Origin of the sequence: Pseudolabrys sp. FHR47 (assembly GCF_005153485.1) — a bacterium.
Lineage (GTDB): Bacteria > Pseudomonadota > Alphaproteobacteria > Rhizobiales > Xanthobacteraceae > Pseudolabrys.
In genome coordinates, this window is the sequence record NZ_CP039740.1 from 1,521,307 (window position 1) to 1,543,146 (window position 21,840).

Below are 21,840 nucleotides of genomic sequence, written 5' to 3' on the forward strand. Positions count from 1 at the left end.
CGGGGCCGGCAAGCGCCGGCCCTCCGCGTTCAAGGGGCCTGGCCGGTCGCGGTAGGGCTCCTGCTGGTAGCTTCCTCGGCGTTGCTATTGCCGCCGCGCGGGACTGCCATTACCCTCCGTTTTCGCGCTTGACCGGGCAAAAAGCCGCCCCTATAAGGCGCGCAACGAAAGTTCGGACGACGCAAGCAATGCGCAATATTATTATTCTCGTAGTCGAGGTTCGGACACTGGCCGGGTAGCTGCCGCTACCCTCGGTGAGTGTCCGGACATGGCCCCTTGCGGGCCTTTTTTATTGGCTGCAACGACAGCTACGGCGAAAGCGACAGGACGAGCGAGAGAAGGAAGCCGATCATGACCAAGCACACGGCGACGAAGGACGAACCCCGGCAGATGACCGGCGCCGAAATGGTGATTCAGGCCATGGCCGATCAGGGCGTGAAGCATCTGTTCGGTTATCCGGGCGGCGCGGTGCTTCCGATTTACGACGCGCTGTTCGCCCAGAAGGAAGTCCGCCACATCCTGGTCCGCCACGAGCAGGGCGCGGTCCATGCCGCCGAAGGCTATGCCCGTTCCACCGGCAAGGTGGGTTGTGTCCTGGTGACCTCCGGTCCCGGTGCCACCAATGCCGTGACCGGTCTCACCGACGCGCTATGCGATTCAATCCCGCTGGTCTGCATCACCGGCCAGGTGCCGACGCATCTCATCGGCAACGACGCCTTCCAGGAGTGCGACACGGTCGGCATCACGCGGCCCTGCACCAAGCACAATTATCTGGTGAAGCGCATCGAGGACCTGCCGCGCATCCTGCATGAGGCCTTCCACATCGCCGCCAGCGGCCGTCCGGGTCCGGTCGTGGTCGACATCCCGAAGGACATCCAGTTCGCCACCGGCATGTACTCGCAGCCGACGGAATTCCCGCACACCGGCTATCACCCGAAGCTGAATGCCGATCCGGCGCCGATCCGGGCGGCGATCGAGCTGATGGCGCGCGCCAGAAAGCCGATCTTCTACACCGGCGGCGGCGTCATCAATTCCGGCCCGCAGGCCAGCAAGCTGCTGCGCGAACTGGTGCAGGCAACCGGCTTCCCGATCACCTCGACCTTGATGGGGCTAGGGGCCTATCCGGCGGCCGATCCGCAGTGGCTCGGCATGCTCGGCATGCACGGCACGCTGGAAGCGAACATGGCGATGCATGACTGCGACGTCATGGTTTGCGTCGGCGCACGCTTCGACGATCGTATCACCGGCCGCCTCGATGCATTTTCACCGAACTCGAAGAAAATCCACATCGACATCGACCCGTCGTCGATCAACAAGAACGTTCATGTCGATATCCCGATCATCGGCGATTGCGCGCATGTCCTTCAGGACATGCTGCATCTGTGGAAGTCCGAGAAGAAACAGGCCGACAAGAAGGCCGTGGGCGATTGGTGGAAGCAGATCGACAAGTGGCGCGCCCGCAAGTCGCTCGCTTACCGGCCGTCGAATGAGGTGATCAAACCGCAATACGCCATCCAGCGGCTGTTCGAATTGACCAAGGACAGGGACACCTACATCACGACCGAAGTCGGTCAGCACCAGATGTGGGCGGCGCAGTTTTATCACTTCAACGAACCGAACCGCTGGATGACGTCCGGCGGCCTCGGCACGATGGGCTACGGCCTGCCGGCCTCGGTCGGCGTGCAACTCGCGCATCCCAAGGCGCTGGTCATCGACATCGCCGGCGAGGCCTCGGTGCAGATGACGATGCAGGAATTGTCGACGGCGGTGCAGTACCGGCTGCCGATCAAGATCTTCATTCTCAACAACAGCTACATGGGCATGGTCCGCCAGTGGCAGGAATTGCTGCACGGCAGCCGCTACTCGGAGAGCTATTCCGAAGCGCTTCCGGATTTCGTCAAGCTGGCCGAGGCGATGCACGCCGTCGGCATCCGCTGCGAGAAGCCGGGCGACCTCGATCACGCCATCAAGGAGATGATCGATATCGATCGCCCGGTGCTGTTCGACTGCGTCGTCGATCAGAAGGAAAACTGCTTCCCGATGATTCCGTCGGGCAAGGCGCACAATGAAATGATCCTCGGTGACTCGGGCGTGTCTCTCGACGATGCCATCACCGAGGAAGGCAAGATGCTGGTTTAATTTCTTTCTTTACCTCTCCCATTGGGAGAGGTCGACGCGCGAAGCGCGGCGGGTGAGGGGTTAGTGCCTAACGAGGCTCACTTGCCCCCTCACCCCAACCCTCTCCCCCAAGGGGAGAGGGAGCGCGCCAAGCTCGCCGCAGATGCAAGCGAACAAGGATCAGACCCGTGAACGCCAACGCCAACGTCCCGTCGAGCACGTCGCACTATCCGACCGCGACCAATGTGCAGAAGCCGGAAACCCACACTCTGTCGGTGCTGGTCGATAACGAGCCGGGCGTGCTCGCCCGCGTCATCGGCCTGTTCTCCGGCCGCGGCTACAACATCGAATCGCTGACGGTGTCGGAGACCGAGCACGCCAAGCACCTATCGCTGATCACCGTCGTCACGACCGGCACGCCGATGGTGATCGAGCAGATCAAGAACCAGCTCGACCGGCTCGTGCCGGTGCACCGGGTCGTCGACATGACGCTCTCCGGAAAGGCCATCGAGCGCGAACTCGCCATGGTGAAGGTGCGCGGTAAGGGCGACAACCGTGTCGAGGCGCTGCGTCTGGCCGATGCCTTCCGCGCCCGCGTTATCGACGCCACCACCGAGAGCTTCGTCTTCGAGATCACGGGCAAGAGCGACAAGATCGAGCAGTTCGTGGCGCTGATGCTGCCGCTCGGCCTTGTCGAAGTTTCTCGCACGGGTATCGCGGCGATCGCGCGCGGTCCGGACCCGATGTAAATGCCGTACGACATGTTCGCGGCTCTGGTGGTGTTCGTGTTCGCAACCGCGTTCACGCCGGGGCCGAACAACATCATGGTGACGGCATCCGGCGTGAATTTCGGCTTCATGCGGACCGTTCCACACATGGCCGGGATCACCGTCGGTTTCGTCGTGCTGCTTCTCGCGGCGGCGGCGGGCCTCGGCCTGATCTTTACCGCGGCGCCGGTGTTGCAGACCGGGCTCAAGATCGCCGGCGCGCTCTACATGGTGTGGCTCGCTTGGAAGGTCGCGAATTCTCGCCCGGCGCCGTCCAGCGGCGATGCCGAGTTGGGGCAGCCCATGACCTTCTGGCAAGCGGCCGGCTTTCAGTGGGTCAATCCGAAGGCGCTGGTCATGAGCCTCACCATGGTGGCGCTGTTCGTGCGCCCCGAGGCCAGAGTGCTCGACACGGCCATTCTGACCGTGGTCAATATCGTGTTTACGGTGGCGACGGTCGCCACCTGGACCGGCTTCGGCGTGGCGTTACGGGGCCTGCTCAGCAATCCGAGCCACGCCAGAATCTTCAATATCGTCATGGCGCTGCTCCTGGTGGCGAGCATCGTGCCGATGGTTCTTTAGGGCCCAATTCCAGCGCCTGTGGGGCTTGTGGGGCGGTGCCGGGCGTCCTAGAAGCAGGGCCGAATTTCCCCCGGGCAAGGCAACTAATCCAAGTAGAGGAACACCAATGCGGGTTTATTACGATCGCGACGCCGACATCAACCTGATCAAGGGTAAGAAGGTCGCCGTCATCGGCTATGGCAGCCAGGGCCACGCGCACGCGCTCAACCTGCGCGATTCCGGCGTCAAGGATGTCGTGATCGCGCTGCGCAAGGGCTCGCAGGGCATCAAGAAGGCCGAAGGTTCGGGCTTCAAGACCATGGAAGTCGCCGAGGCCGCGAAGTGGGCCGACGTGATGATGATGCTCACCCCCGACGAACTGCAGGGCGACATCTACCGTGACCACCTGCACGCCAACATGAAGGAAGGCGCGGCGCTGCTGTTCGCGCACGGCCTCAACGTGCACTTCAACCTGATCGAGCCGCGCGCCGATCTCGACGTGCTGATGGTGGCGCCGAAGGGCCCCGGCCACACCGTGCGCTCCGAGTATGCCCGCGGTGCTGGCGTGCCGTGCCTCATCGCGATCCACAAGGACGCGTCGGGCAACGCCCATGACCTTGGCCTGTCCTATGCTTCCGCCATTGGCGGCGGCCGCGCCGGCATCATCGAGACCACCTTCAAGGAAGAGTGCGAAACCGACCTGTTCGGCGAACAGGCCGTGCTGTGCGGCGGCGTCGTCGAGCTGATGAAGGCCGGCTACGAGACCTTGTGCGAAGCCGGCTATGCTCCGGAAATGGCCTACTTCGAGTGCATCCACGAAATGAAGCTGATCGTGGACCTCATCTACGAAGGCGGCATCGCCAACATGAACTACTCGGTCTCGAACACCGCCGAGTACGGCGAATACGTCACCGGCCCGCGCATCATCACCGCGGAAACCAAGGCCGAGATGAAGCGCGTCCTCAACGACATCCAGTCCGGCCGCTTCACCCGCGACTGGATGCTCGAGAACAAGGTCAACCAGACCTCGTTCAAGGCGACCCGCGCCAAGCTCGCCGAGCACGGCGCCGAAGTCGTCGGCGCCAAGCTGCGTGAGATGATGCCGTGGATCAAGGAACGCGCGATGGTCGACAAGAGCAAGAACTGACCTTCTGCTTGCTGCAACAGCGAAGGGCCCGCTCCCGCGGGCCCTTTTGCATTGTGAGAACAGGTCAATTCGTCGCCGACCTCGGTGTTTGCATTAGCCGCGTGAGCCGCTAGTTTGCGCGCCAAGCAATGCAGATGAGGGGCGGGACCCGAATGGCGGCGATGGGAGCAATAGCGACGAGCGAAGCGGCGGTCGCCCTGACCGAGGTCGACGTCGCGTTTCGCCTCGCCGACGGTGGCGTGTTTCGCGCCGTGCACGATGCCTCGCTCAAGGTGGCCGATGGCGAGTTCGTTGCCATTGTAGGGCCGACCGGCTGCGGCAAGTCCACGCTCCTGAATATCGCTGCCGGCCTGCTGGCGCCCGCCGCGGGTTCCGCCGACATTTTCGGCGCGCCGCTCGCCGACCTCAACCGGCAGGCCGGCTACCTGTTTCAGGCCGATGCGCTGTTCCCCTGGAAGACCGCGCTGGAGAATGTCGCGATCGGACTGGAGATCGCCGGCGTGCCGCAGACCGAAGCGCGGGCCCGCGCCAGGGAGTGGCTTGGCAAAGTTGGCCTCGGCGCCTTCGGCGACCGCTATCCGCACATGCTGTCGGGCGGGCAGCGCAAGCGCGTGGGTCTCGCCCAGGTGCTCATTCGCGATCCGAAAATCCTCTTGATGGACGAGCCCTTCGGTCCGCTCGACGCGCAGACGCGGCAGATCATGGGTAATCTGCTGCTCGATTTGTGGAGCGCGGATCGCAAGGCTGTGTTGTTCGTCACCCACGATCTGGAGGAGGCGATCGCGCTCTCCGATCGCGTTGTGATCATGTCGGCCGGGCCATCGTCGCGCATCATCGGCGACTGGCGCGTGACGTTGCCACGGCCGCGCGATATCGCTGAGGTCAAGCTTGATCCGGCTTTCCACGATCTCCATCGCGATATCTGGAACATGCTCCGCGAGGAAGTCGTCAAGGGTTATGCCCAGGCGGAGGGCCGGTGATGTCACGCGCAACGCTCCTGTCGCTGCAAATCCTCGTCGCGATCCTATTCTTCGCCGTATGGTACGTGCTGACGACTTATCCCATCTTCGGCACGGTGATTTTGCCTCCGTTCTTCTTCTCCAACCCGGTCGATGTCGCAAAACAGATCGTCGCCTGGTTCGCGTCCGGCGTGATTTGGAAGCATCTGTGGGTGACGTTGCTGGAATCGATGCTGGCCTTCGTCATCGGCTCGATCGGCGGCGTGCTGGTCGGCTTCTGGTTCGCACGCCAACCGCGCACCGCTGCGGTGTTCGATCCTTATGTGAAGATGGCGAATGCGCTGCCGCGCGTCGTGCTGGCGCCGATCTTCACACTGTGGCTCGGCCTTGGCATCTGGTCGAAGGTGGCGCTCGGCGTCACGCTGGTGTTCTTCATCGTATTCTTCAACGTTTACCAGGGCGTCAAGGAAGTCTCGCCGACCGTGCTCGCCAATGCGCGCATGCTCGGCATGAACGAGCGGCAACTGATGCGCCACGTCTATTGGCCGTCGGCCTTGTCGTGGATGTTCTCGTCGCTGCACACCTCGGTCGGCTTTGCTGTGGTCGGTGCCGTGGTCGGCGAATATCTCGGCGCCGCCGCGGGCCTCGGCTATTTGATCCAGCAGGCGGAAGGCATCTTCGATGTCGCCGGCGTTTTCGCTGGCATGTTCGTGCTGGCGGCCTTCGTCATCGCGATCGACATTGTCGTCACGCTGGTTGAGAAGCGTCTGCTTGTCTGGCGCCCGACCGTGGGCGAGGCCAAGCCCTGATAGGCCGCCGTGATCGCCTGTTTCGTCTTTTCGGCCTAGGCAATCTCGTGCGGCTGGCCTAAATTCCGCACCAACGATCCAAAAATACGGAGGAAACGAATGTCAAAGCTGTTCCGCCGCGCTGCCACCGCAGCCGCCGCGCTCGTTCTGTCGGCCGGCCTGATGGCGGGCACTGCGCTTGCCCAGTCTACGGTGAAACTCGCCATCGGCGGCGCTTCGTGCCTGTGCTACCTGCCGACCATGCTGGCCGACGCGCTCGGGGAATACAAAAAGGCCGGCGTCAATGTCGAGGTCATCCAGTTCAAGGGTGGCTCCGAGGCGCTGAAGGCCGTGATGGGCGGCAGCGCCGACGTGGTCTCCGGCTATTTCGACCACACCGTCAATCTCGCCGCCAAGGGCCAGAACCTGCAATCCTTCGTGGTCTATGACCGCTTCCCCGGCTTCGCGCTGGTCGTGTCGCCCAAGCACACCGCATCGATCAAGTCGATCAAGGACCTCGCCAACAAGAAGGTCGGCGTCAGTGCGCCGGGTTCGTCGACCGACTTCTTCCTCAAATACATCCTCAGCAAGAACGGCGTCGATCCGAATTCGGTCGCGGTTATTGGCGTCGGTCTTGGCGCCACCGCGGTCGCATCAATGGAGCAGGGCGAGATCGAAGCCGCCATCATGCTCGACCCGGCGGTGACGCTGCTGGCCGGCAAGTATTCGGACCTGAAGATTCTCAGCGATACACGCTCGCAGAAGGACACGCTCGCCGTGTTCGGCGGTGAGTATCCGGGCGGCGCGCTCTATACCAAGGCCGACTGGATCGCCTCGCACGAGAAGGAGGTGCAGGGCATGACCAAGGCGATCATCGCCACGCTGAAGTGGATCCACTCGCATACGCCGGAAGAGATCGCCGACAAGATGCCGGCGGAGCTCGTCGGCAAGGACAAGGCGCTCTATGTCGCGGCGCTGAAGAACACGCTGCCGATGTTCTCGGAAACCGGCCTGATGGACCCGAAGGGCGCGCAAGCCGTGCTCGCGGTGTTCAGCCAGTCTGTGCCGGCCATCCGCGACGCCAAGATCGACTTGTCGAAGACCTACACCAACAAATATGTCGAGGCGGCGGGCAAGACGAACTAGCAAGCGGTCGCTCCGACATATTTGACACAAAGACTACGTCATGGCCGGGCTTGTCCCGGCCATCCACGTCTTTGGGATATGAGCGAGATGCAGTAAGACGTGGATGCCCGGCACAGGGCCGGGCATAACGGCTGAGCGCATTGGGTCCCATGAATCTCGTTTCCGTCCAGTCCCACGTCGTTTACGGCCATGTCGGCAACTCGGCGGCGGTGTTTCCGTTGCAACGCATGGGAGTCGAGGTCTGGCCGATCCATACCGTGCAGTTCTCCAACCACACGGGCTACGGCGCCTGGGAGGGCGAGGTATTCGGGCCCGGGCTCATCCGCGACCTGATGGCGGGTCTGGACGCGCGCGGCGTGCTGTCCTCATGCGATGGTCTGCTGTCGGGCTACATGGGCAGCGCGGAAATCGCCGAAGCCATTGTCGAGGCCGTGGCCACCGTCCGCCGTGCCAATCCGTCGGCGCGCTATTGCTGCGATCCGGTCATCGGCGATGTCGGCCGCGGCATCTTCGTGCGCGAGGGCATCCCTGAGTTCATCAAGGCCAAGGCGCTGCCGGCCGCCGATATCGTCACGCCGAACCAGTTCGAGCTCGATTGTCTTACCGGGCGCACCTCGCGGACGCGCGATGAGGTGCGCGATGCCGTCAAGGCGCTGCACGATCTCGGCCCGCGCGCGGTGCTGGTGACGTCGCTGCATACCGATGAGACGCCAGCCGATGCGATCGACATGCTCGCCTCCGACGATACCGGCTGTTACCTGTTGCGCACGCCGCGTCTTAAGGCCCATATCGATGGCGCGGGCGACCTCGTCGCGGCCCTGTTCTTCGCCCATTATCTGCGGCAGGGCTGTGCCAGGGAAGCCTTGGCGCACGCCGGCAACTCGGTGTTCGGCATTCTGCAGAAGACGGTGGAAGCCGGCGCCCGGGAGATCCAGACGGTGCTGGCACAGGACGAAATCATCGCGCCGACCAGCAGCTTCGAGGTCGTGGCGGCGGGTATGCCGCTGCACGATCTTGGCGAAAGGGCCCTCTGACCATGCGCCGTCGTTTCATCACCCTCGATGTCTTCACGCGCCGGCGTTTTGCCGGCAATCCGCTCGGCATGGTGTTCGAGTCCGAAGGCCTCGACACAGATGCGATGCAGACCATCGCCCGCGAGATCGGCCATCCGGAAACCGTCTTCGTGCTGCCGCCGCAGGATGGCGCCCACAAGGCCGCGATGCGCATCTTCACGCCGGCCTCCGAATTGCCGTTTGCCGGCCATCCGACGGTCGGCGCGGCGGTTGGGTTGGCGCGCGCGTCCGGCGGTGGCCGGCAAAGCCTCATCATCGAGGAAAAGGTCGGGCCGGTGTCCTGTGTCGCGCAGATGCACGACGCCGATTCCGGCTTTGCCGAATTCAAGCTGCCGCAATTGCCGCAGCGCGTCGGCGATCTGCCCGATGCTGCTACCATGGCCGCGGCGCTGAGTCTGAACGCGGCCGATATCGATGCGGACGCCTATCCGCCGTCGCGCTGGTCGGCCGGCGTTGCCTTCAGCATGGTGCCGGTGCGCTCGCTCGACGCCGCGGCGCGGGCCAAGCCCGATCCGGCCCTGTTCGACAAGGTCTTCGCCTTCGGCGGCCACGCGATGGTCTATGTCATCTGCACCCAGACGACGAACGCCGCGCACCAGGTCCACGCCCGCATGTTCGCGCCGTCGCGCGGCATCGCCGAAGATCCCGCCACCGGCAGTGCGGTTGCTGCTTTCGCCGGGCTATACGCCACGAGCAAAGGGCTTGCCGACGGCACCCACAAGCTCACCATCGAGCAGGGTTGCGAAATGGGCCGTCCCAGCGAGATGCGGCTGTCGCTCAGGATCGAAGGCGGCAGTCTTCGCGAAGCCTCTATCGGCGGCGATGCCGTCGTCGTGAGCGAGGGGGTCATCGAAGCATGACCGGCAGCGCCAAGGTCGTCCATATCGACCGGCTTGAGCTGACGCTCGAGCCGCAGCCCTGGGCTTACGCCGATGCGAACCGTCGGGCGATTGATGCCTTGTTCGCCGAAGCCAAAAGCAGGAAGCCGGCATTGTTCAACGGCCGCGTGCTGCTGATGCATCGTTGCCGCATCGAAAATGGCGTCATGAGCGGCGGCTTCATGGAGGCGGACTACGCAAGCTTCACCTTCTGGACGGCCTCGAAGCACCCGGAGGCTGGCGTTTATGACTGTTTCGGAGCGGCGGCAGTGATGTCATCGGACGGCGCCTTCCTGCTCGGCGAAATGGGTGCCCATACCTACAATGCCGGTCAGATCTATTTTCCCTGTGGCACGCCGGACCTGGACGATCTGGTCGGCCATCGCGTCGATTTTGACATGAGTGTACGACGGGAGCTCAAGGAGGAGACAGGTATTGACGCAAGTGAACTCGTCGAGGAGCCCGGCTGGACTCTGGTCATTGACGGCAGTCTGATCTGTGCGCTCAAGGTCATGCGATCGCCGCTTGCGGCAAAAGCATTGCGCGTGCGGGTGCTCAAGCATCTTGCCAACGAAAGACAGCCGGAACTGGCCGATATCAAGCTGGTACGCCGGCACGACAACTTCAGTCCGACCATGCGGGCATTCGTGCGTACCTTTCTGGCCCACCGGTTTGCCGCACCCGACAGCAGGAGCCTCCGATGAAACTCGGCGAGATTGCCAGTCGCTATCGTATCGATCAGCCCGGCAAATTCAGGCTCGCCGACCACGATCCAGCGGATTGTTGCGGCCTTACCATCGACAAGGACGAGGCCAAGGAACTGCTGAAAGAGGGCGTCGAACGCCTGGCGGAACTGCAGGAGCGGCTCTATGCCGATAATCGCTGGTCGGTGCTGGTGGTGCTGCAGGCGATGGATGCCGCCGGCAAGGACAGCCTGATCGAGCACGTTATGAGCGGGGTCAATCCGCAGGGCGTGCAAGTCGTATCCTTCAAGCAGCCGAGCGCCGAAGAGCTCGACCACAACTTTCTCTGGCGCATCGCCCGTGCATTGCCGGAACGCGGCCGCATCGGCATCTTCAATCGTTCGCATTACGAGGAAGTGCTGGTGGTGCGCGTCCACCCCGAATATCTCAAAGGGCAGCGCCTCCCGGATGCGAAGAACGGCAAGGACATCTGGCATCAACGCTTCGACGACATCCGCGCCTTCGAGAAGCACTTGGCGCGCAACGGCACCTTGATCCTGAAATTCTTTCTCAACGTTTCGCGCGATGAGCAGCGCAAGCGCTTTCTCGATCGTATCGACGAGCCGGGCAAGCGCTGGAAATTTTCCATGGGTGACGTCGCCGAGCGCAAGCTGTGGCCGCAATACATGGCGGCCTACGAGGACGCGATCCGTGAGACCTCGACGCCGGAGGCGCCGTGGTACGTGATCCCGGCCGACAAGAAGTGGTTTACCCGTTTGGCGGTTGCCGGCGCGTTGGTCGATGCGCTGGAGAACCTCAAGCTCGAATATCCCAAGGTGGAGGGCGCGGCGCTGGAGGAGTTGGAAAAGGCCAAGGCGGCGCTGAAGGCGGAGAAATGAGGGGGGCGGTAGAACGGTCAGCCATGCTGACCTATTGAAGGCTTGCCCGCCGCCGCCGCCATCGGCTAGAAGGGCCCGATCCGGCCCCCGTTTAAGACGGGCTTTACCGGAATCGCCGACCGTACCGGTCGAAACGAGGGTTTTGATGCCAATGCCGACGCGGCAGCAGTTCTGCGCGATCGACCCGGCGGCCACCATGGCCAAGCCGGCGGCCTCCCTCATTCTGGGCTCGCTCCTTCTCCTTACCCGCCCCTGAGGGCCGGCAGGGCTTTGCGCCTTGGCACTCGGGGGACTGACGGAGACACCCCTTAGGAGCGCCCTGAAGCGGCGCATGAGCGAGAGAAGGACAATTCCAATGGCTACCCAGACCCCGTCCGATAAGGACCGCGTCGTCATCTTCGACACCACCTTGCGCGACGGCGAGCAGTGCCCCGGCGCCACCATGACCCACGAGGAAAAGCTCGAGGTCGCCGAACTCCTGGACGATATGGGCGTCGACATCATCGAGGCCGGCTTCCCGATCGCCTCGGAGGGCGACTTCGCCGCCGTCAACGAGATCGCCCGCCGCGCCAAGAATTCGGTGATCTGCGGCCTGTCGCGCGCCGCGCCGAAGGACATCGACCGCTGCGCCGAGGCCATCAAGCCGGCCAAGCGCAACCGCATCCACACCTTCCTGTCCACCTCGCCGGTGCACATGAAGTACAAGCTCCAGAAGGAGCCGCACGAAGTCTTCGAGATGGTGGTCGCGCAGGTGACGCGCGCCCGCAGCCATACCGACGACGTCGAGTGGTCGAGCGAGGACGGCACCCGCACCGAGTTCGATTTCCTGTGCCGCTGCGTCGAGGCCGCGATCAAGGCCGGCGCGACCACCATCAACATTCCGGACACCGTCGGCTACACCACGCCGGAGGAATATCGCGACCTGTTCCGCCGCGTGATCGAAAACGTGCCGAACTCCGACAAGGCGGTGTTCTCGGTGCATTGCCATAACGATCTCGGCATGGCGGTCGCCAACTCGCTCGCCGGCGTCATGGGCGGTGCGCGGCAGATCGAGTGCACCGTCAACGGCATCGGCGAGCGCGCCGGCAATGCCGCGCTGGAAGAGATCGTGATGGCGATCAAGACGCGCAACGATGTCTTCCCGTTCGTTACGGGCATCGACGCCACCATGCTGACCCGCGCCAGCAAGCTCGTTGCAGCGGCGACGTCGTTCCCCGTGCAGTACAACAAGGCCATCGTCGGCCGTAACGCCTTCGCGCATGAGAGCGGCATCCATCAGGACGGCATGCTCAAGAATGCGCAGACCTACGAGATCATGACGCCGGAATCGGTCGGCGTGAAACAGACCTCGCTGGTCATGGGCAAGCATTCAGGCCGCCATGCCTTCCAGCACAAGCTGGAGGAACTGGGCTACCAGCTCTCGGACAACCAGTTGCAGGACGCCTTCGTGCGCTTCAAGGCGCTGGCCGATCGCAAGAAGCAGATCTATGACGAGGACATCGAGGCGCTGGTCGACGAGGAAATCGCCACCGCGCATGACCGCGTCAAGATCGTGTCGCTCACGGTCATCGCCGGCACGATGGGCCCGCAGACCGCGACGCTCACCGTCGACATTGACGGCAAACACGTCACGCATCAGGCAGTCGGCAATGGCCCGGTGGACGCCATTTTCAACGCGATCCACGCGATCGTGCCGCACGAGGCCAAGCTCGATCTCTATCAGGTGCACGCCGTCACCGAAGGTACCGATGCGCAAGCTGAGGTGTCCGTACGTCTGGCGGCGGAAGGTCGCTCCTTTACCGCCAAAGGCGCCGATCCGGACACGCTGGTTGCCTCGGCCAAGGCCTATCTCGGCGCGCTCAACAAGATGATGAGCAAGCGTGGCAAGACGCCGAGCATCGAGAAGCGTATCCACGCCAACGAGGTTGGCTAGAGCCGTTCTGATTGTGCAATGCAATGCGATGCCGCGCCTTCGGGCGCGGCATTTTTATTGCCTCTGCGCGGGCAAATCCGATATTGGCCGAACCGTGTGGGAACCCCGTCGCACGAGGTACCGGCGCCCCTGGCAAATTTTTGATCTTGACGGCTGCCGTGCCGGATGGTGGCCTTTGGCCCACTTGCCGAGAAAGGCATTTAGTGCGATTTTGGCGGCAATAACGCCAAGAAAAATCAAATCGTTAGGTTAAACCCGGAGGAAACTTAAATGCGCAACTGGCTTCTCGCCGCAGCCGCGGCGGTTATTCTCGCCGCGCCGGTCTCGGCTAACGCCGATCCGATGGTTCTCAAGTTCAGCCATGTCGTCGCCGAAAGGACTCCGAAGGGGCAGGCGGCGCTGAAGTTCAAGGAAGCTGCCGAGCGCCTTTTGCCCGGCAAGGTGAAGGTTGAGGTCTATCCGAACTCGCAGCTGTTCGGCGATGCCAAGGAAATGGAAGCGCTGGCGCTCGGCGACGTGCACTTCATTTCGACTTCGCTGTCGAAGTTCGACAAGTTCACCAAGAAGGTTCAGCTCTTCGATCTGCCGTTCCTGTTCGATGACATCGCAGCGGTCGACCGCTTCCAGGCCAGCAAGGACGGCCAGGATCTGCTGAAGTCGATGGTGAGCAAGAACTATCTCGGTCTTGCCTACTGGCATAACGGCATGAAACAGATCTCGGCGAAGAAGCCGTTGATCAAGCCGGAAGATGCCAAGGGACTGAAATTCCGCATCCAGCAGTCCGACATTCTGGCAGCGCAATTCCAGGCGCTCGGCGCCACGCCGCAGAAGCTGGCCTTCTCGGAAGTCTATCAGGCGCTGCAGGTCGGCACCGTGGACGGCCAGGAGAACACCTGGTCGAACATCCTGTCGCAGAAGTTCAACGAAGTGCAGACCGACATCACCGAGTCGAACCATGGTGTCATCGACTACATGGTGCTGGTCAACAACAAGTGGTGGACCGGTCTGCCGGCCGACGTTCGTGATGGTCTGACTAAGGCGATGGCCGAGGCGACCAAGACCAACAACGAAACCGCTGACAAGATCAACGAAGAGGCCAAGAAGAAGATTCAGGCCTCGAACACCGCCAAGATCCATCAGCTTACCCCGGCGCAGCGCCAGGAGTGGGTCAAGGCGATGAAGCCGGTCTGGGCCAAGTTCGAAGGCGAGATCGGGAAGGACCTGATCGCAGCCGCGATGAAGTCCAACCAGCCGAAGACCAACTAAGAACGGTACGACAGATGGCGGTCGCAGCCGACGCTGCGGCCGTCATGGACTCAACGTGGGGGGAGTGAGCGGTGACACTGCGGGGGATGTGGCACCGCGCCGAGGAAGGCTTGATCGCCTTCATTCTCGGCGTGATGACCATTCTGACATTCGTGCAGGTTGTCCTGCGCTATGGCTTCAACTCGGGATTTATCTGGGCCCTCGAGGCCAATTTCTACCTCTTCTCATGGCTGGTCATGATCGGCATCTCCTACTGCGTGCGGATACGCGCGCATATCGGTGTCGACGCCGCCGTGAAGCTTTTCCCGACGCCAGTCCGTCGCGCTATCGGCATGATCGTCGTGGTGCTGGCGCTGATTTACGCCGGTCTGATGATTTACGGCTCGGTCGAGTACATCAACCGCATGATGATCATCGACATCGAGGCCGAGGATATTCCGGTCAAACGCTGGATCTTGTCGATCTGTCTGCCGATCGGTTTCGGGCTACTTTTCATCCGCTTGCTGGCCATGGCGTGGCGCATCTTCACGGGTGAGTCGGAAGGCTATGAGCTCGCCGACGAGGCCGCGGAAGCACTGCACGACGTAACCCACGATCAGGCTCCCGACGCGACCACGGTGCAGCGATGAATACCGTCTTTCTGTTCGTAACGCTCTTCGCCATGCTGGGTATCGGCATGCCGATCGCGATGGCGCTCGGCCTGTCCTCGATCTTCACCATTCTGCTGTTCCAGAACGACAGCCTCGCCTCGCTGACGTTGAAATTCTTCCAGACCATGGAGCAGTTCACGCTGCTCGCCATTCCATTCTTCATTCTGGCCGGCAATTTTCTCACCACAGGCGGCGTCGCCAAGCGCATGATCAATTTCGCCATCGCCGCGGTCGGCCATCTGCCGGGCGGCCTCGCGATCGCGTCGGTGCTGGCCTGCATGCTGTTTGCCGCCGTGTCCGGGTCGTCGCCAGCGACCGTGGTGGCGATTGGTTCGATCGTCATCGCCGGCATGGTCAGGGTCGGCTATTCTCAGGCTTTTGCCACCGGCGTCATCGTCAATGCCGGTACGCTCGGTATCCTCATTCCGCCGTCGATCGTGATGGTGGTTTTCGCGGCGGCAACGGAATCCTCGGTCGGGCGGCTGTTCGTCGCCGGCGTCATTCCCGGCATCCTGCTCGGCGCGACCCTGATGATCGCGATCTACATTGTCGCCAGGATCAAGAAGCTGCCGCGCCAGCCGCTCGTGCCCTGGGGCGAACGCCTCAGGCTGTTCCGCGACTCCATGTGGGGTCTTCTGCTCATCGTCATCGTGATGGGCGGCATCTATGGTGGCATTTTCACGCCGACCGAAGCGGCCGCGGTCGCTGCGGTTTACGCCTTCGTCGCCGCGGTGTTCATCTACGGCGATCTCAAGATCGTCGACGTGCCGCGCGTGCTCCTCGATTCCGGGCGCGTCACGGTGATGTTGATGTTCATCATCGCCAACGCGTTCCTGTTCGCGCATGTGCTCACCACCGCGCAGATACCGCAGGACATCGCGCGCATGATCAGCGACGCGCAGCTTGCGCCGTGGCAGTTCCTGCTCATCGTCAACATCATCCTGCTGGTCGCCGGAAACTTCATGGACCCGTCGGCGATCGTGCTGATCACCGCGCCGATCCTATTCCCGGCGGCGATGCATCTCGGCATCGATCCGATCCACCTCGGCATAGTCTATGTGGTCAATATGGAGATCGGTCTGGTGACGCCGCCGGTTGGCCTCAACCTATTCGTTGCATCCGGTATCACCGGCATGCCGTTGACGGCCGTCGTGCGCGCGGCGATGCCATGGCTCATGGTCCTGCTCGGCTTCCTGGTCGTCGTCACTTACGTCCCCGAGATATCCCTCTGGCTGCCGAATTTTGTGTTCGGGCCGGCGCTGAAATAGCCGCGTTCATTAACAATGACAAAGGAGCCGGTTTGCCATCCATGAATACCGGTTCATCGACATTGCGATCCCGTAATCATTGCCATCATTTAATGTCTGTCCGAACCTTAACTTGATCAGGCGGCGCAGGGTTTCTCTACTCACCTCCGTTGAATGGCTATCAATGATAGCTGCCATGGAGGTTTCTATGCTGAAGTACATTCTAGCCGGCACGACCGCGCTTGCGATCGCCGGTGGCTCGCTTGCCTATGCCCAGAAGGGGCCCGACGGTCCCCGTGGGGCCGAGCGCTGGCGTCCGACCGCGGAGGATATGGCCGCGTTCGGCGATGCACGTATCGCGGCGCTGAAGGCCGGCCTCAAGCTCACGCCGGAGCAGGAGAAGAACTGGCCGGCGGTGGAAGCCGCGCTGCGCGATCTGGCCAAGCAGCGCTCGGAGCGCTTTGCCGCGCGCGCGTCGGCCGATAAGCCGACCGACCAGTTCGAGCGGCTGAGCCAGCGCGCCGACGCAATGGCGCAGCAGGGCGCGGCGCTGAAGAAGCTCACCGAGGCGGCGGGCCCGCTCTACAAGAGCCTCGACGACTCCCAGAAGAAGCGCTTCTGGGTGCTGGCGAAGCTCGGTGGCGAGCGCGGCGGTTGGCATCGCGGCGGCCATCACGGCCATGGCGGGATGATGCATCACCAAGGCCCGCGCGGGCCGATGGGCGGTCCTATGGGCGGTCCTGGCGGCGGCCCGGATAGCCCCCCGCGGCCGCAGTAATAACGGCCAGGGCGCAGCAAAGCGTCCTGTCCTGACGCGAAGTGGATGGGCTGCTGCCACCTCTCCCGGGAGACTGCTCCCTGTCCCAGAAACCGCCGGGTTCGCCCCGGCGGTTTTTGCGTTGTGGATCGAGGGTTTAGCGGGCCCACGGGAGCGGGTATCTTTGCTTGCCACGGCAGGATCGCTTTGCTAGAGGACGGCCTCGCCGAAAGCGGCCCTCCGCGGCCCTTCTGGCACTCCGGGCGCTTAGCTCAGTTGGTAGAGCAGCTGACTCTTAATCAGCGGGTCGTAGGTTCGATCCCTACAGCGCCCACCATTACCTCCGGAAAGTCTTGCGGAATCTGTGATGACGGCGCGCGGTCGTGCGCGTCCGCAGGCCTAGGCGCGGCTATAGACGTCCTCCAGCCGCTCGATGTCGTCCTCGCCGAGGTAGCTGCCCGTCTGCACCTCGATGAGTTCGAGCGGAATCTTGCCCTTGTTGGCGAGGCGGTGCACCGAGCCGATCGGGACATAGACCGATTCATTCTCGTGGACGGCCCTGACGGCCTGCTCGATCGTCACCTCGGCGGTGCCGCTCACGACAACCCAGTGCTCGGAGCGATGCCGGTGGCGCTGTAGCGACAGCACGCCGCCGGGCAGGACGACGATACGTTTGACCTGGAAGCGCTCGCCCATGTCGATGGACTCGTAATAGCCCCATGGACGATGCACGCGGCGGTGCACCACGGCTTCCGGTCGCTTGTCGGCTTTCAGCTTCGCAACGAGGTCCTTGACCTCCTGCGAGCGCGAGCGCGGCACGACCAGCGTCGCATCGGCGACGCTGACGACGACCAGATCCTCGACGCCGATCAGCGTCGTAAGGCGGCTCTCCGAGTGGACGACGCAGTTCCTGGAGTCCATCAGCGTCACTTGACCTTGCAGCACGTTGCCGTTGGCATCGGTCGGCGCGATGTCGAACAGGGCATCCCAGCTTCCGATATCCGACCAGCGGAAATTGCCGGTCACCACCGCGGCGCGGTCGGTGCGCTCCATCACCGCGTAGTCGATCGACTTCTGCGGTGAGCGGGCGAAGGCCTCGGCGTCGAGGCGCACAAAGCCGAGGTCGGTGTTGGAGCGGGCAACGCTATCCTCGACAGCGCTCGCCATGTCGGGCTCAAGGCGCCTGAGTTCGTCGAGCAGCACGTCGGCGCGGAACAGGAAGTTGCCGGAATTCCAAAGATAGCCGTCCTGCACATAGCGCGCGGCAGTGGCGAGATCCGGCTTCTCGACGAAGCTCTCGACTTCGGCGGTCGTCGTGCCGTCGATCGGCTTGCCTGGCCGGATGTAGCCGAAGCTGGTCTTGGGTTCGGTTGGCTTGATGCCGAAGGTGACAATGCGGCCGAGGTCGGCGGCGGCGCGGCCGGCGACGCAGGTTTTGCGGAAGTCTTCCGGGTCGAGCACGATGTGGTCGGCGGCCAGCGCCAGGATGACGGCTTGCGGATCGCGCATGAGCGTGATGGCGGCGCCGGCGGCGATGGCCGGTCCGGAGTCGCGGCGCATCGGCTCGATGACGACGGTGACGTCAATGCCGAGCTCCTCGGCCTGGCGGCGGGCGAAGAAATGAAAATCGGGACCGGTGACGACAATGGGCGTGCCGAATTCGGGGCCGCGGACGCGGAGCAGGGTCTCCTGATAGGTCGAGTGCTTGCCCATAAGCGGCAGGAACTGCTTGGGCAGGGCGTCACGGGAGACCGGCCAGAGCCGCGTCCCGGCGCCGCCGGCAAGGAGAACGGGAACGATCGGAGAGGCCATCGCCATACTCATTCTATGCGGCCGCCGAGCGGCGTCTTTCGCCCGAGGGAATAGCTGCGGGGGCCGGTTTTACCAAGCCCGTCGGAAAACGGTCAGGCTTCTGTTAACGTGCATTTTGCAGCGGATACTACCATGTCCGGGCATCGGCTCCAGCCAAGGGCGCACGATTCCGGGCCTTGCTTTGCCGATTTCGACCACGAAGGGCTGCGAATGTAGGTCGACCGTTTTGACATTGAAGGCCGCTCGTGCTGATCCCGGAACGCCACGAGGACGACCGTGGCTGGTTCGCCGAGACGTTCAGGCTGGACCGGTTTGAAGCCGAGGCCGGCAACGTAACTTTCGTCCAGCACAGCCGATCGCTATCCCAGCAAAGGGGAACGGTGAGGGGGCTCCATTTCCAGGTAGAGCCGGCCGCGCAAGGCAAGCTCGTCAAGGTTTCGCGCGGACGCATCTTCGATGTGGCGGTCGATCTGAGGTCGTCGTCGCCGACCTATGGCGGGCACGTGGCTGTCGATCTATCGGCCGACAATGGACGGCAGTTATGGATTCCCGCCGGCTTCGCCCATGGCTTCTGTACGCTCGAGGACGATTGCGAAGTCGCCTACATGCTGACGGACTACTACAGCGTTCAGCACGAACGCGGCCTTCGGTGGGACGATCCGGCCCTGGCGATCCGATGGCCGGTGGATACCGATCGGGCCACTCTGTCGGCTAGGGACAAGCAACAACCGTCGCTGGCGCAGCTGCGCGCGGTGTTCACTTAAGGTACGAGCAGCGGTTCAATCCGACCGGACCGGCGCTATCGCCCCTGATAGGACGGCGTGCGCACGACAAGCCCGTCGAGCGCCTCGGTCACCGTGATCTGACACGACAGCCGCGAGTTGGCGCGCACGTCGAAGGCGGCGTCAAGTTCGGCGTCCTCGGACGGCGAGGGCGGGCCAACGCGCTCGACCCAGGCTTCATCGACATAAATATGACACGTGGCGCAGGTGCAGCCGCCGCCGCATTCGGCGACGATGCTGCTGATGTCGTTGCGTAGCGCCGTCTCCATGACCGAGGCGCCGAGTTCGGCCTCGACCTCGTGAACGGTGCCGTCATGTTCGATGAAGGTGATCTTGGGCATGATGCTTGTTCGTTGATGTTTAGGCGACGCCGAGTTTTTTCTGCAGGCTGGTCGACGACGTCGTGTATTGGAACACGAGACGTTTCTCCGGGTGAACGTAATGATGGGCCCGCTGCGCCATCAGCGCACCTTCGTGGAAGCCGGACAGGATCAGCTTCAGCTTGCCGGGATAGGTGTTGATGTCGCCGATGGCGAAGATGCCTAGGCGGTTGGTCTCGAAGGTGGAGACGTCGACCTTTATCAGTTCGTCGTCCATATCGAGTTTCCAGTCCGAAATCGGGCCGAGCTTCATGGTCAGGCCGAAGAAGGGCAGCATGGCGTCGCAGGCGACGCGGTCGAGCTTGCCGTCCTTGTCTTTGACCGAGATGGCCGAGAGCTGGCCGTCGGCGCCCTCGAGCGCGGTAACCTGGCCGATGCGAAGATCCATGGCGCCGGAGGCGACCAGGCCGCGCATCTTGTTGACGCTGTCGGGCGCGCCGCGGAAATCGTCGCGGCGGTGCACGAGGGTCAGGCGCTTGGCGATGGGCTGCAGGTTGAGTGTCCAGTCGAGCGCGCTATCGCCGCCACCGACGATGACGATGTTCTTGTCGCGGAACGCTTCCATCTTGCGCACCGCATAGAACACCGATTTTGCCTCATAGGGTTCGATGCCGTCGATCGGCGGCCGCTTCGGCTGGAACGAGCCGCCGCCGGCGGCGATGACGATCACCTTGGTCTCGAAAGTTTTGCCGACGGTTGTGGTGACGCGGTAAAGCGGATCGCCGATATTTTCGATGCCGGTCACCATCTCGCCGAGATGGAATGTGGGGTTGAACGGCTTGATCTGCTGCATCAGCGACTGAGCCAGTCCCTGGCCGGTGATCTCGGGGATACCGGGAATGTCGTAGATCGGCTTCTCGGGATAGAGCTCCGCGCACTGGCCGCCGACCTTGTCGAGGATGTCGACGACGTGCGCCTTGATGTCCAGGAGGCCCAGCTCGAACACGGCAAACAGGCCGCAGGGGCCGGCGCCGACGATAAGGACGTCGGTCTTGATGGTCTCGCTCATCAGGCTTATCCGGCGGGCGCCGGCTCCTTGCTACGTGCGGGTGGCGCGATGACGCGCAGCAACTCGCCAAGATTCTGATCGGGCGTCTTGCCCGTTGTGGTGATGGTCGCTTCCGCTCTGGCATAGAGCGGTTCACGGCTCTTGAGAATAGAAATCAGGTCGTCCATGGCGCGTGCCGAATTTGCCATCGGCCGCATGTCGCCCTGTGCCATCACGCGCTTCATGTGCTCCTGCGGTTCGGCCTTGACCCAGACCGTGAAGCAGGACGCCAGCAGCATGTCCAGCGTCCCCGGCTCGGTGACGATCGAGCCGGAGGTGGCGAGGACGAATGCCTCGTGCCGGTTGAGAACGTCGTCGAGCGCCTCGCGCTCGGCGCGCCGAAACGATTCCTGGCCGAACATGTCGAATATCTCGCCGAGCGAGGCGCCTGCGCGGCGCTCGATTTCGCGGTTGAGTTCGACGAACGGAATACCGAGGTGATTGGCGAGCAACGTGCCGAGCGTGGATTTACCGCCGCCGCGCAGGCCGATCAGCGCAATGCGCCGCCGTCGCGCGGGATCGTCGGCGCCGGCCGCGCGGAAGCGGTCGTCAAGCAGGCGCCGCGCCTCGGCCAGTTCGGCCGGCGACAGGCGCTCGAGGAATTGGCTGATGAGCACGAGGTCGAGCGGCGGGTCGCTGCCGTCATGGACGAGCTGCGTCACCGGCAGGCCAATGGCGCGGGCTATGCGGCGCAGGAGCACGATGGAGCAGTTGCCGAGGCCGGATTCGAGTTGGGCGATATAGCGCTCGGATACCTTGGCCTGGCGGGCCAGCACTTTGCGCGACATGCCGCGCTGATTGCGCAGCATACGCACCCGTTCGCCCAGCCGATGGAGGTAGGCATCGGATTCCCGGGGCGGTTTCCTCAGTGCGGCTTTTGTCTGTGCCGTGTGCATGAGCTACCTGTATCATGCACTATAATGCTAAATCAACGGAATTTTCGAAC

21 protein-coding genes and 1 tRNA gene are annotated in these 21,840 nt (G+C 63.1%); 18 read left to right on the forward strand and 4 right to left on the reverse strand.

Annotation, left to right across the window (positions count from 1 at the left end):
* Positions 1 to 351 precede the first annotated feature (351 nt).
* The 17 genes from E8Q40_RS07500 to E8Q40_RS07580 all read left to right on the forward strand — a co-directional run bounded on the left by E8Q40_RS07500 (position 352) and on the right by E8Q40_RS07580 (position 17,209).
* Positions 352 to 2,139, forward strand: a complete 1,788-nt coding sequence (locus E8Q40_RS07500; protein WP_137043792.1) for an acetolactate synthase 3 large subunit — start codon at positions 352 to 354, stop codon at positions 2,137 to 2,139.
* Between the two features lie 224 nt (positions 2,140 to 2,363).
* Positions 2,364 to 2,867 carry an acetolactate synthase small subunit gene (gene ilvN / locus E8Q40_RS07505; RefSeq protein WP_137046628.1) on the forward strand — a complete coding sequence of 168 codons (504 nt, stop codon included), beginning with the start codon at positions 2,364 to 2,366 and terminating at the stop codon, positions 2,865 to 2,867.
* Positions 2,868 to 3,467, forward strand: coding sequence for a LysE family translocator (locus tag E8Q40_RS07510; RefSeq protein ID WP_137043793.1), 600 nt, complete (start codon positions 2,868 to 2,870; stop codon positions 3,465 to 3,467).
* Between the two features lie 106 nt (positions 3,468 to 3,573).
* Positions 3,574 to 4,593 carry a ketol-acid reductoisomerase gene (ilvC, locus tag E8Q40_RS07515; RefSeq protein WP_137043794.1) on the forward strand — a complete coding sequence of 340 codons (1,020 nt, stop codon included), beginning with the start codon at positions 3,574 to 3,576 and terminating at the stop codon, positions 4,591 to 4,593.
* 161 nt (positions 4,594 to 4,754) lie between these two features.
* Positions 4,755 to 5,573: an ABC transporter ATP-binding protein gene (locus E8Q40_RS07520; RefSeq protein ID WP_137043795.1), complete on the forward strand. Its 819-nt coding sequence runs from the start codon at positions 4,755 to 4,757 to the stop codon at positions 5,571 to 5,573.
* Positions 5,573 to 6,361, forward strand: a complete 789-nt coding sequence (locus E8Q40_RS07525) for an ABC transporter permease (RefSeq protein ID WP_137043796.1) — start codon at positions 5,573 to 5,575, stop codon at positions 6,359 to 6,361. Before E8Q40_RS07520 ends, E8Q40_RS07525 begins: the two co-directional genes overlap by 1 nt.
* 99 nt (positions 6,362 to 6,460) lie before the next feature.
* Complete coding sequence (locus E8Q40_RS07530) at positions 6,461 to 7,486, forward strand: ABC transporter substrate-binding protein (protein WP_137043797.1); 1,026 nt, start codon at positions 6,461 to 6,463, stop codon at positions 7,484 to 7,486.
* A gap of 149 nt (positions 7,487 to 7,635) precedes the next feature.
* Complete coding sequence (gene pdxY, locus E8Q40_RS07535; RefSeq protein WP_137043798.1) at positions 7,636 to 8,520, forward strand: pyridoxal kinase PdxY; 885 nt, start codon at positions 7,636 to 7,638, stop codon at positions 8,518 to 8,520.
* A 2-nt stretch (positions 8,521 to 8,522) separates the two neighbouring features.
* Entirely contained in the window at positions 8,523 to 9,419 is an 897-nt protein-coding gene (locus E8Q40_RS07540) for a PhzF family phenazine biosynthesis protein (protein ID WP_137043799.1), read from the forward strand.
* A complete protein-coding gene (locus tag E8Q40_RS07545; protein ID WP_137043800.1) occupies positions 9,416 to 10,141 on the forward strand; it encodes an NUDIX hydrolase in 726 nt (241 codons plus the stop codon). The genes E8Q40_RS07540 and E8Q40_RS07545 overlap by 4 nt, the downstream gene beginning before the upstream one ends.
* Entirely contained in the window at positions 10,138 to 11,019 is an 882-nt protein-coding gene (locus E8Q40_RS07550) for a polyphosphate kinase 2 family protein (RefSeq protein WP_137043801.1), read from the forward strand. The genes E8Q40_RS07545 and E8Q40_RS07550 overlap by 4 nt, the downstream gene beginning before the upstream one ends.
* Positions 11,020 to 11,374: 355 nt before the next feature.
* Positions 11,375 to 12,952, forward strand: coding sequence for a 2-isopropylmalate synthase (locus tag E8Q40_RS07555; RefSeq protein ID WP_137043802.1), 1,578 nt, complete (start codon positions 11,375 to 11,377; stop codon positions 12,950 to 12,952).
* A 270-nt stretch (positions 12,953 to 13,222) separates the two neighbouring features.
* Positions 13,223 to 14,218, forward strand: coding sequence for a TRAP transporter substrate-binding protein (locus E8Q40_RS07560; RefSeq protein WP_137043803.1), 996 nt, complete (start codon positions 13,223 to 13,225; stop codon positions 14,216 to 14,218).
* A gap of 71 nt (positions 14,219 to 14,289) precedes the next feature.
* Complete coding sequence (locus E8Q40_RS07565; protein ID WP_137043804.1) at positions 14,290 to 14,847, forward strand: TRAP transporter small permease; 558 nt, start codon at positions 14,290 to 14,292, stop codon at positions 14,845 to 14,847.
* Entirely contained in the window at positions 14,844 to 16,136 is a 1,293-nt protein-coding gene (locus E8Q40_RS07570; RefSeq protein ID WP_137043805.1) for a TRAP transporter large permease, read from the forward strand. The genes E8Q40_RS07565 and E8Q40_RS07570 overlap by 4 nt, the downstream gene beginning before the upstream one ends.
* A gap of 187 nt (positions 16,137 to 16,323) precedes the next feature.
* Positions 16,324 to 16,893, forward strand: coding sequence for a Spy/CpxP family protein refolding chaperone (locus E8Q40_RS07575; protein WP_137043806.1), 570 nt, complete (start codon positions 16,324 to 16,326; stop codon positions 16,891 to 16,893).
* A 240-nt stretch (positions 16,894 to 17,133) separates the two neighbouring features.
* Positions 17,134 to 17,209 (forward strand) — tRNA-Lys (locus tag E8Q40_RS07580).
* Between the two features lie 62 nt (positions 17,210 to 17,271).
* Here E8Q40_RS07580 and E8Q40_RS07585 read toward each other — a convergent pair.
* Positions 17,272 to 18,684: a mannose-1-phosphate guanylyltransferase/mannose-6-phosphate isomerase gene (locus E8Q40_RS07585; protein ID WP_137043807.1), complete on the reverse strand. Its 1,413-nt coding sequence runs from the start codon at positions 18,682 to 18,684 to the stop codon at positions 17,272 to 17,274.
* Between the two features lie 245 nt (positions 18,685 to 18,929).
* Here E8Q40_RS07585 and rfbC point away from each other — a divergent pair, with 245 nt between their 5' ends.
* Positions 18,930 to 19,448, forward strand: a complete 519-nt coding sequence (gene rfbC / locus E8Q40_RS07590; RefSeq protein ID WP_137043808.1) for a dTDP-4-dehydrorhamnose 3,5-epimerase — start codon at positions 18,930 to 18,932, stop codon at positions 19,446 to 19,448.
* A gap of 35 nt (positions 19,449 to 19,483) precedes the next feature.
* Here rfbC and E8Q40_RS07595 read toward each other — a convergent pair whose 3' ends face one another.
* Genes E8Q40_RS07595 through E8Q40_RS07605 form a run of 3 tightly spaced genes read right to left on the reverse strand, consistent with a single transcriptional unit; the run spans position 19,484 to position 21,790 of the window.
* Positions 19,484 to 19,807, reverse strand: a complete 324-nt coding sequence (locus tag E8Q40_RS07595; protein WP_137043809.1) for a 2Fe-2S iron-sulfur cluster-binding protein — start codon at positions 19,805 to 19,807, stop codon at positions 19,484 to 19,486.
* Between the two features lie 19 nt (positions 19,808 to 19,826).
* Positions 19,827 to 20,855: an NAD(P)/FAD-dependent oxidoreductase gene (locus E8Q40_RS07600; RefSeq protein WP_137043810.1), complete on the reverse strand. Its 1,029-nt coding sequence runs from the start codon at positions 20,853 to 20,855 to the stop codon at positions 19,827 to 19,829.
* A gap of 5 nt (positions 20,856 to 20,860) precedes the next feature.
* Positions 20,861 to 21,790, reverse strand: coding sequence for a helix-turn-helix transcriptional regulator (locus tag E8Q40_RS07605; protein ID WP_137043811.1), 930 nt, complete (start codon positions 21,788 to 21,790; stop codon positions 20,861 to 20,863).
* Positions 21,791 to 21,840 lie beyond the last annotated feature (50 nt).

Coding starts and splice junctions, on each gene's coding strand:
- E8Q40_RS07500 (WP_137043792.1), top strand. CDS start 352: ATGACCAAGCACACGGCGACGAAGGACGAACCCCGGCAGATGACCGGC.
- E8Q40_RS07510 (WP_137043793.1), top strand. CDS start 2,868: ATGCCGTACGACATGTTCGCGGCTCTGGTGGTGTTCGTGTTCGCAACC.
- ilvC (WP_137043794.1), top strand. CDS start 3,574: ATGCGGGTTTATTACGATCGCGACGCCGACATCAACCTGATCAAGGGT.
- E8Q40_RS07520 (WP_137043795.1), top strand. CDS start 4,755: ATGGGAGCAATAGCGACGAGCGAAGCGGCGGTCGCCCTGACCGAGGTC.
- E8Q40_RS07525 (WP_137043796.1), top strand. CDS start 5,573: ATGTCACGCGCAACGCTCCTGTCGCTGCAAATCCTCGTCGCGATCCTA.
- E8Q40_RS07530 (WP_137043797.1), top strand. CDS start 6,461: ATGTCAAAGCTGTTCCGCCGCGCTGCCACCGCAGCCGCCGCGCTCGTT.
- pdxY (WP_137043798.1), top strand. CDS start 7,636: ATGAATCTCGTTTCCGTCCAGTCCCACGTCGTTTACGGCCATGTCGGC.
- E8Q40_RS07540 (WP_137043799.1), top strand. CDS start 8,523: ATGCGCCGTCGTTTCATCACCCTCGATGTCTTCACGCGCCGGCGTTTT.
- E8Q40_RS07545 (WP_137043800.1), top strand. CDS start 9,416: ATGACCGGCAGCGCCAAGGTCGTCCATATCGACCGGCTTGAGCTGACG.
- E8Q40_RS07550 (WP_137043801.1), top strand. CDS start 10,138: ATGAAACTCGGCGAGATTGCCAGTCGCTATCGTATCGATCAGCCCGGC.
- E8Q40_RS07555 (WP_137043802.1), top strand. CDS start 11,375: ATGGCTACCCAGACCCCGTCCGATAAGGACCGCGTCGTCATCTTCGAC.
- E8Q40_RS07560 (WP_137043803.1), top strand. CDS start 13,223: ATGCGCAACTGGCTTCTCGCCGCAGCCGCGGCGGTTATTCTCGCCGCG.
- E8Q40_RS07570 (WP_137043805.1), top strand. CDS start 14,844: ATGAATACCGTCTTTCTGTTCGTAACGCTCTTCGCCATGCTGGGTATC.
- E8Q40_RS07575 (WP_137043806.1), top strand. CDS start 16,324: ATGCTGAAGTACATTCTAGCCGGCACGACCGCGCTTGCGATCGCCGGT.
- E8Q40_RS07585 (WP_137043807.1), bottom strand. CDS start 18,684: ATGGCCTCTCCGATCGTTCCCGTTCTCCTTGCCGGCGGCGCCGGGACG.
- E8Q40_RS07595 (WP_137043809.1), bottom strand. CDS start 19,807: ATGCCCAAGATCACCTTCATCGAACATGACGGCACCGTTCACGAGGTC.
- E8Q40_RS07600 (WP_137043810.1), bottom strand. CDS start 20,855: ATGAGCGAGACCATCAAGACCGACGTCCTTATCGTCGGCGCCGGCCCC.
- E8Q40_RS07605 (WP_137043811.1), bottom strand. CDS start 21,790: ATGCACACGGCACAGACAAAAGCCGCACTGAGGAAACCGCCCCGGGAA.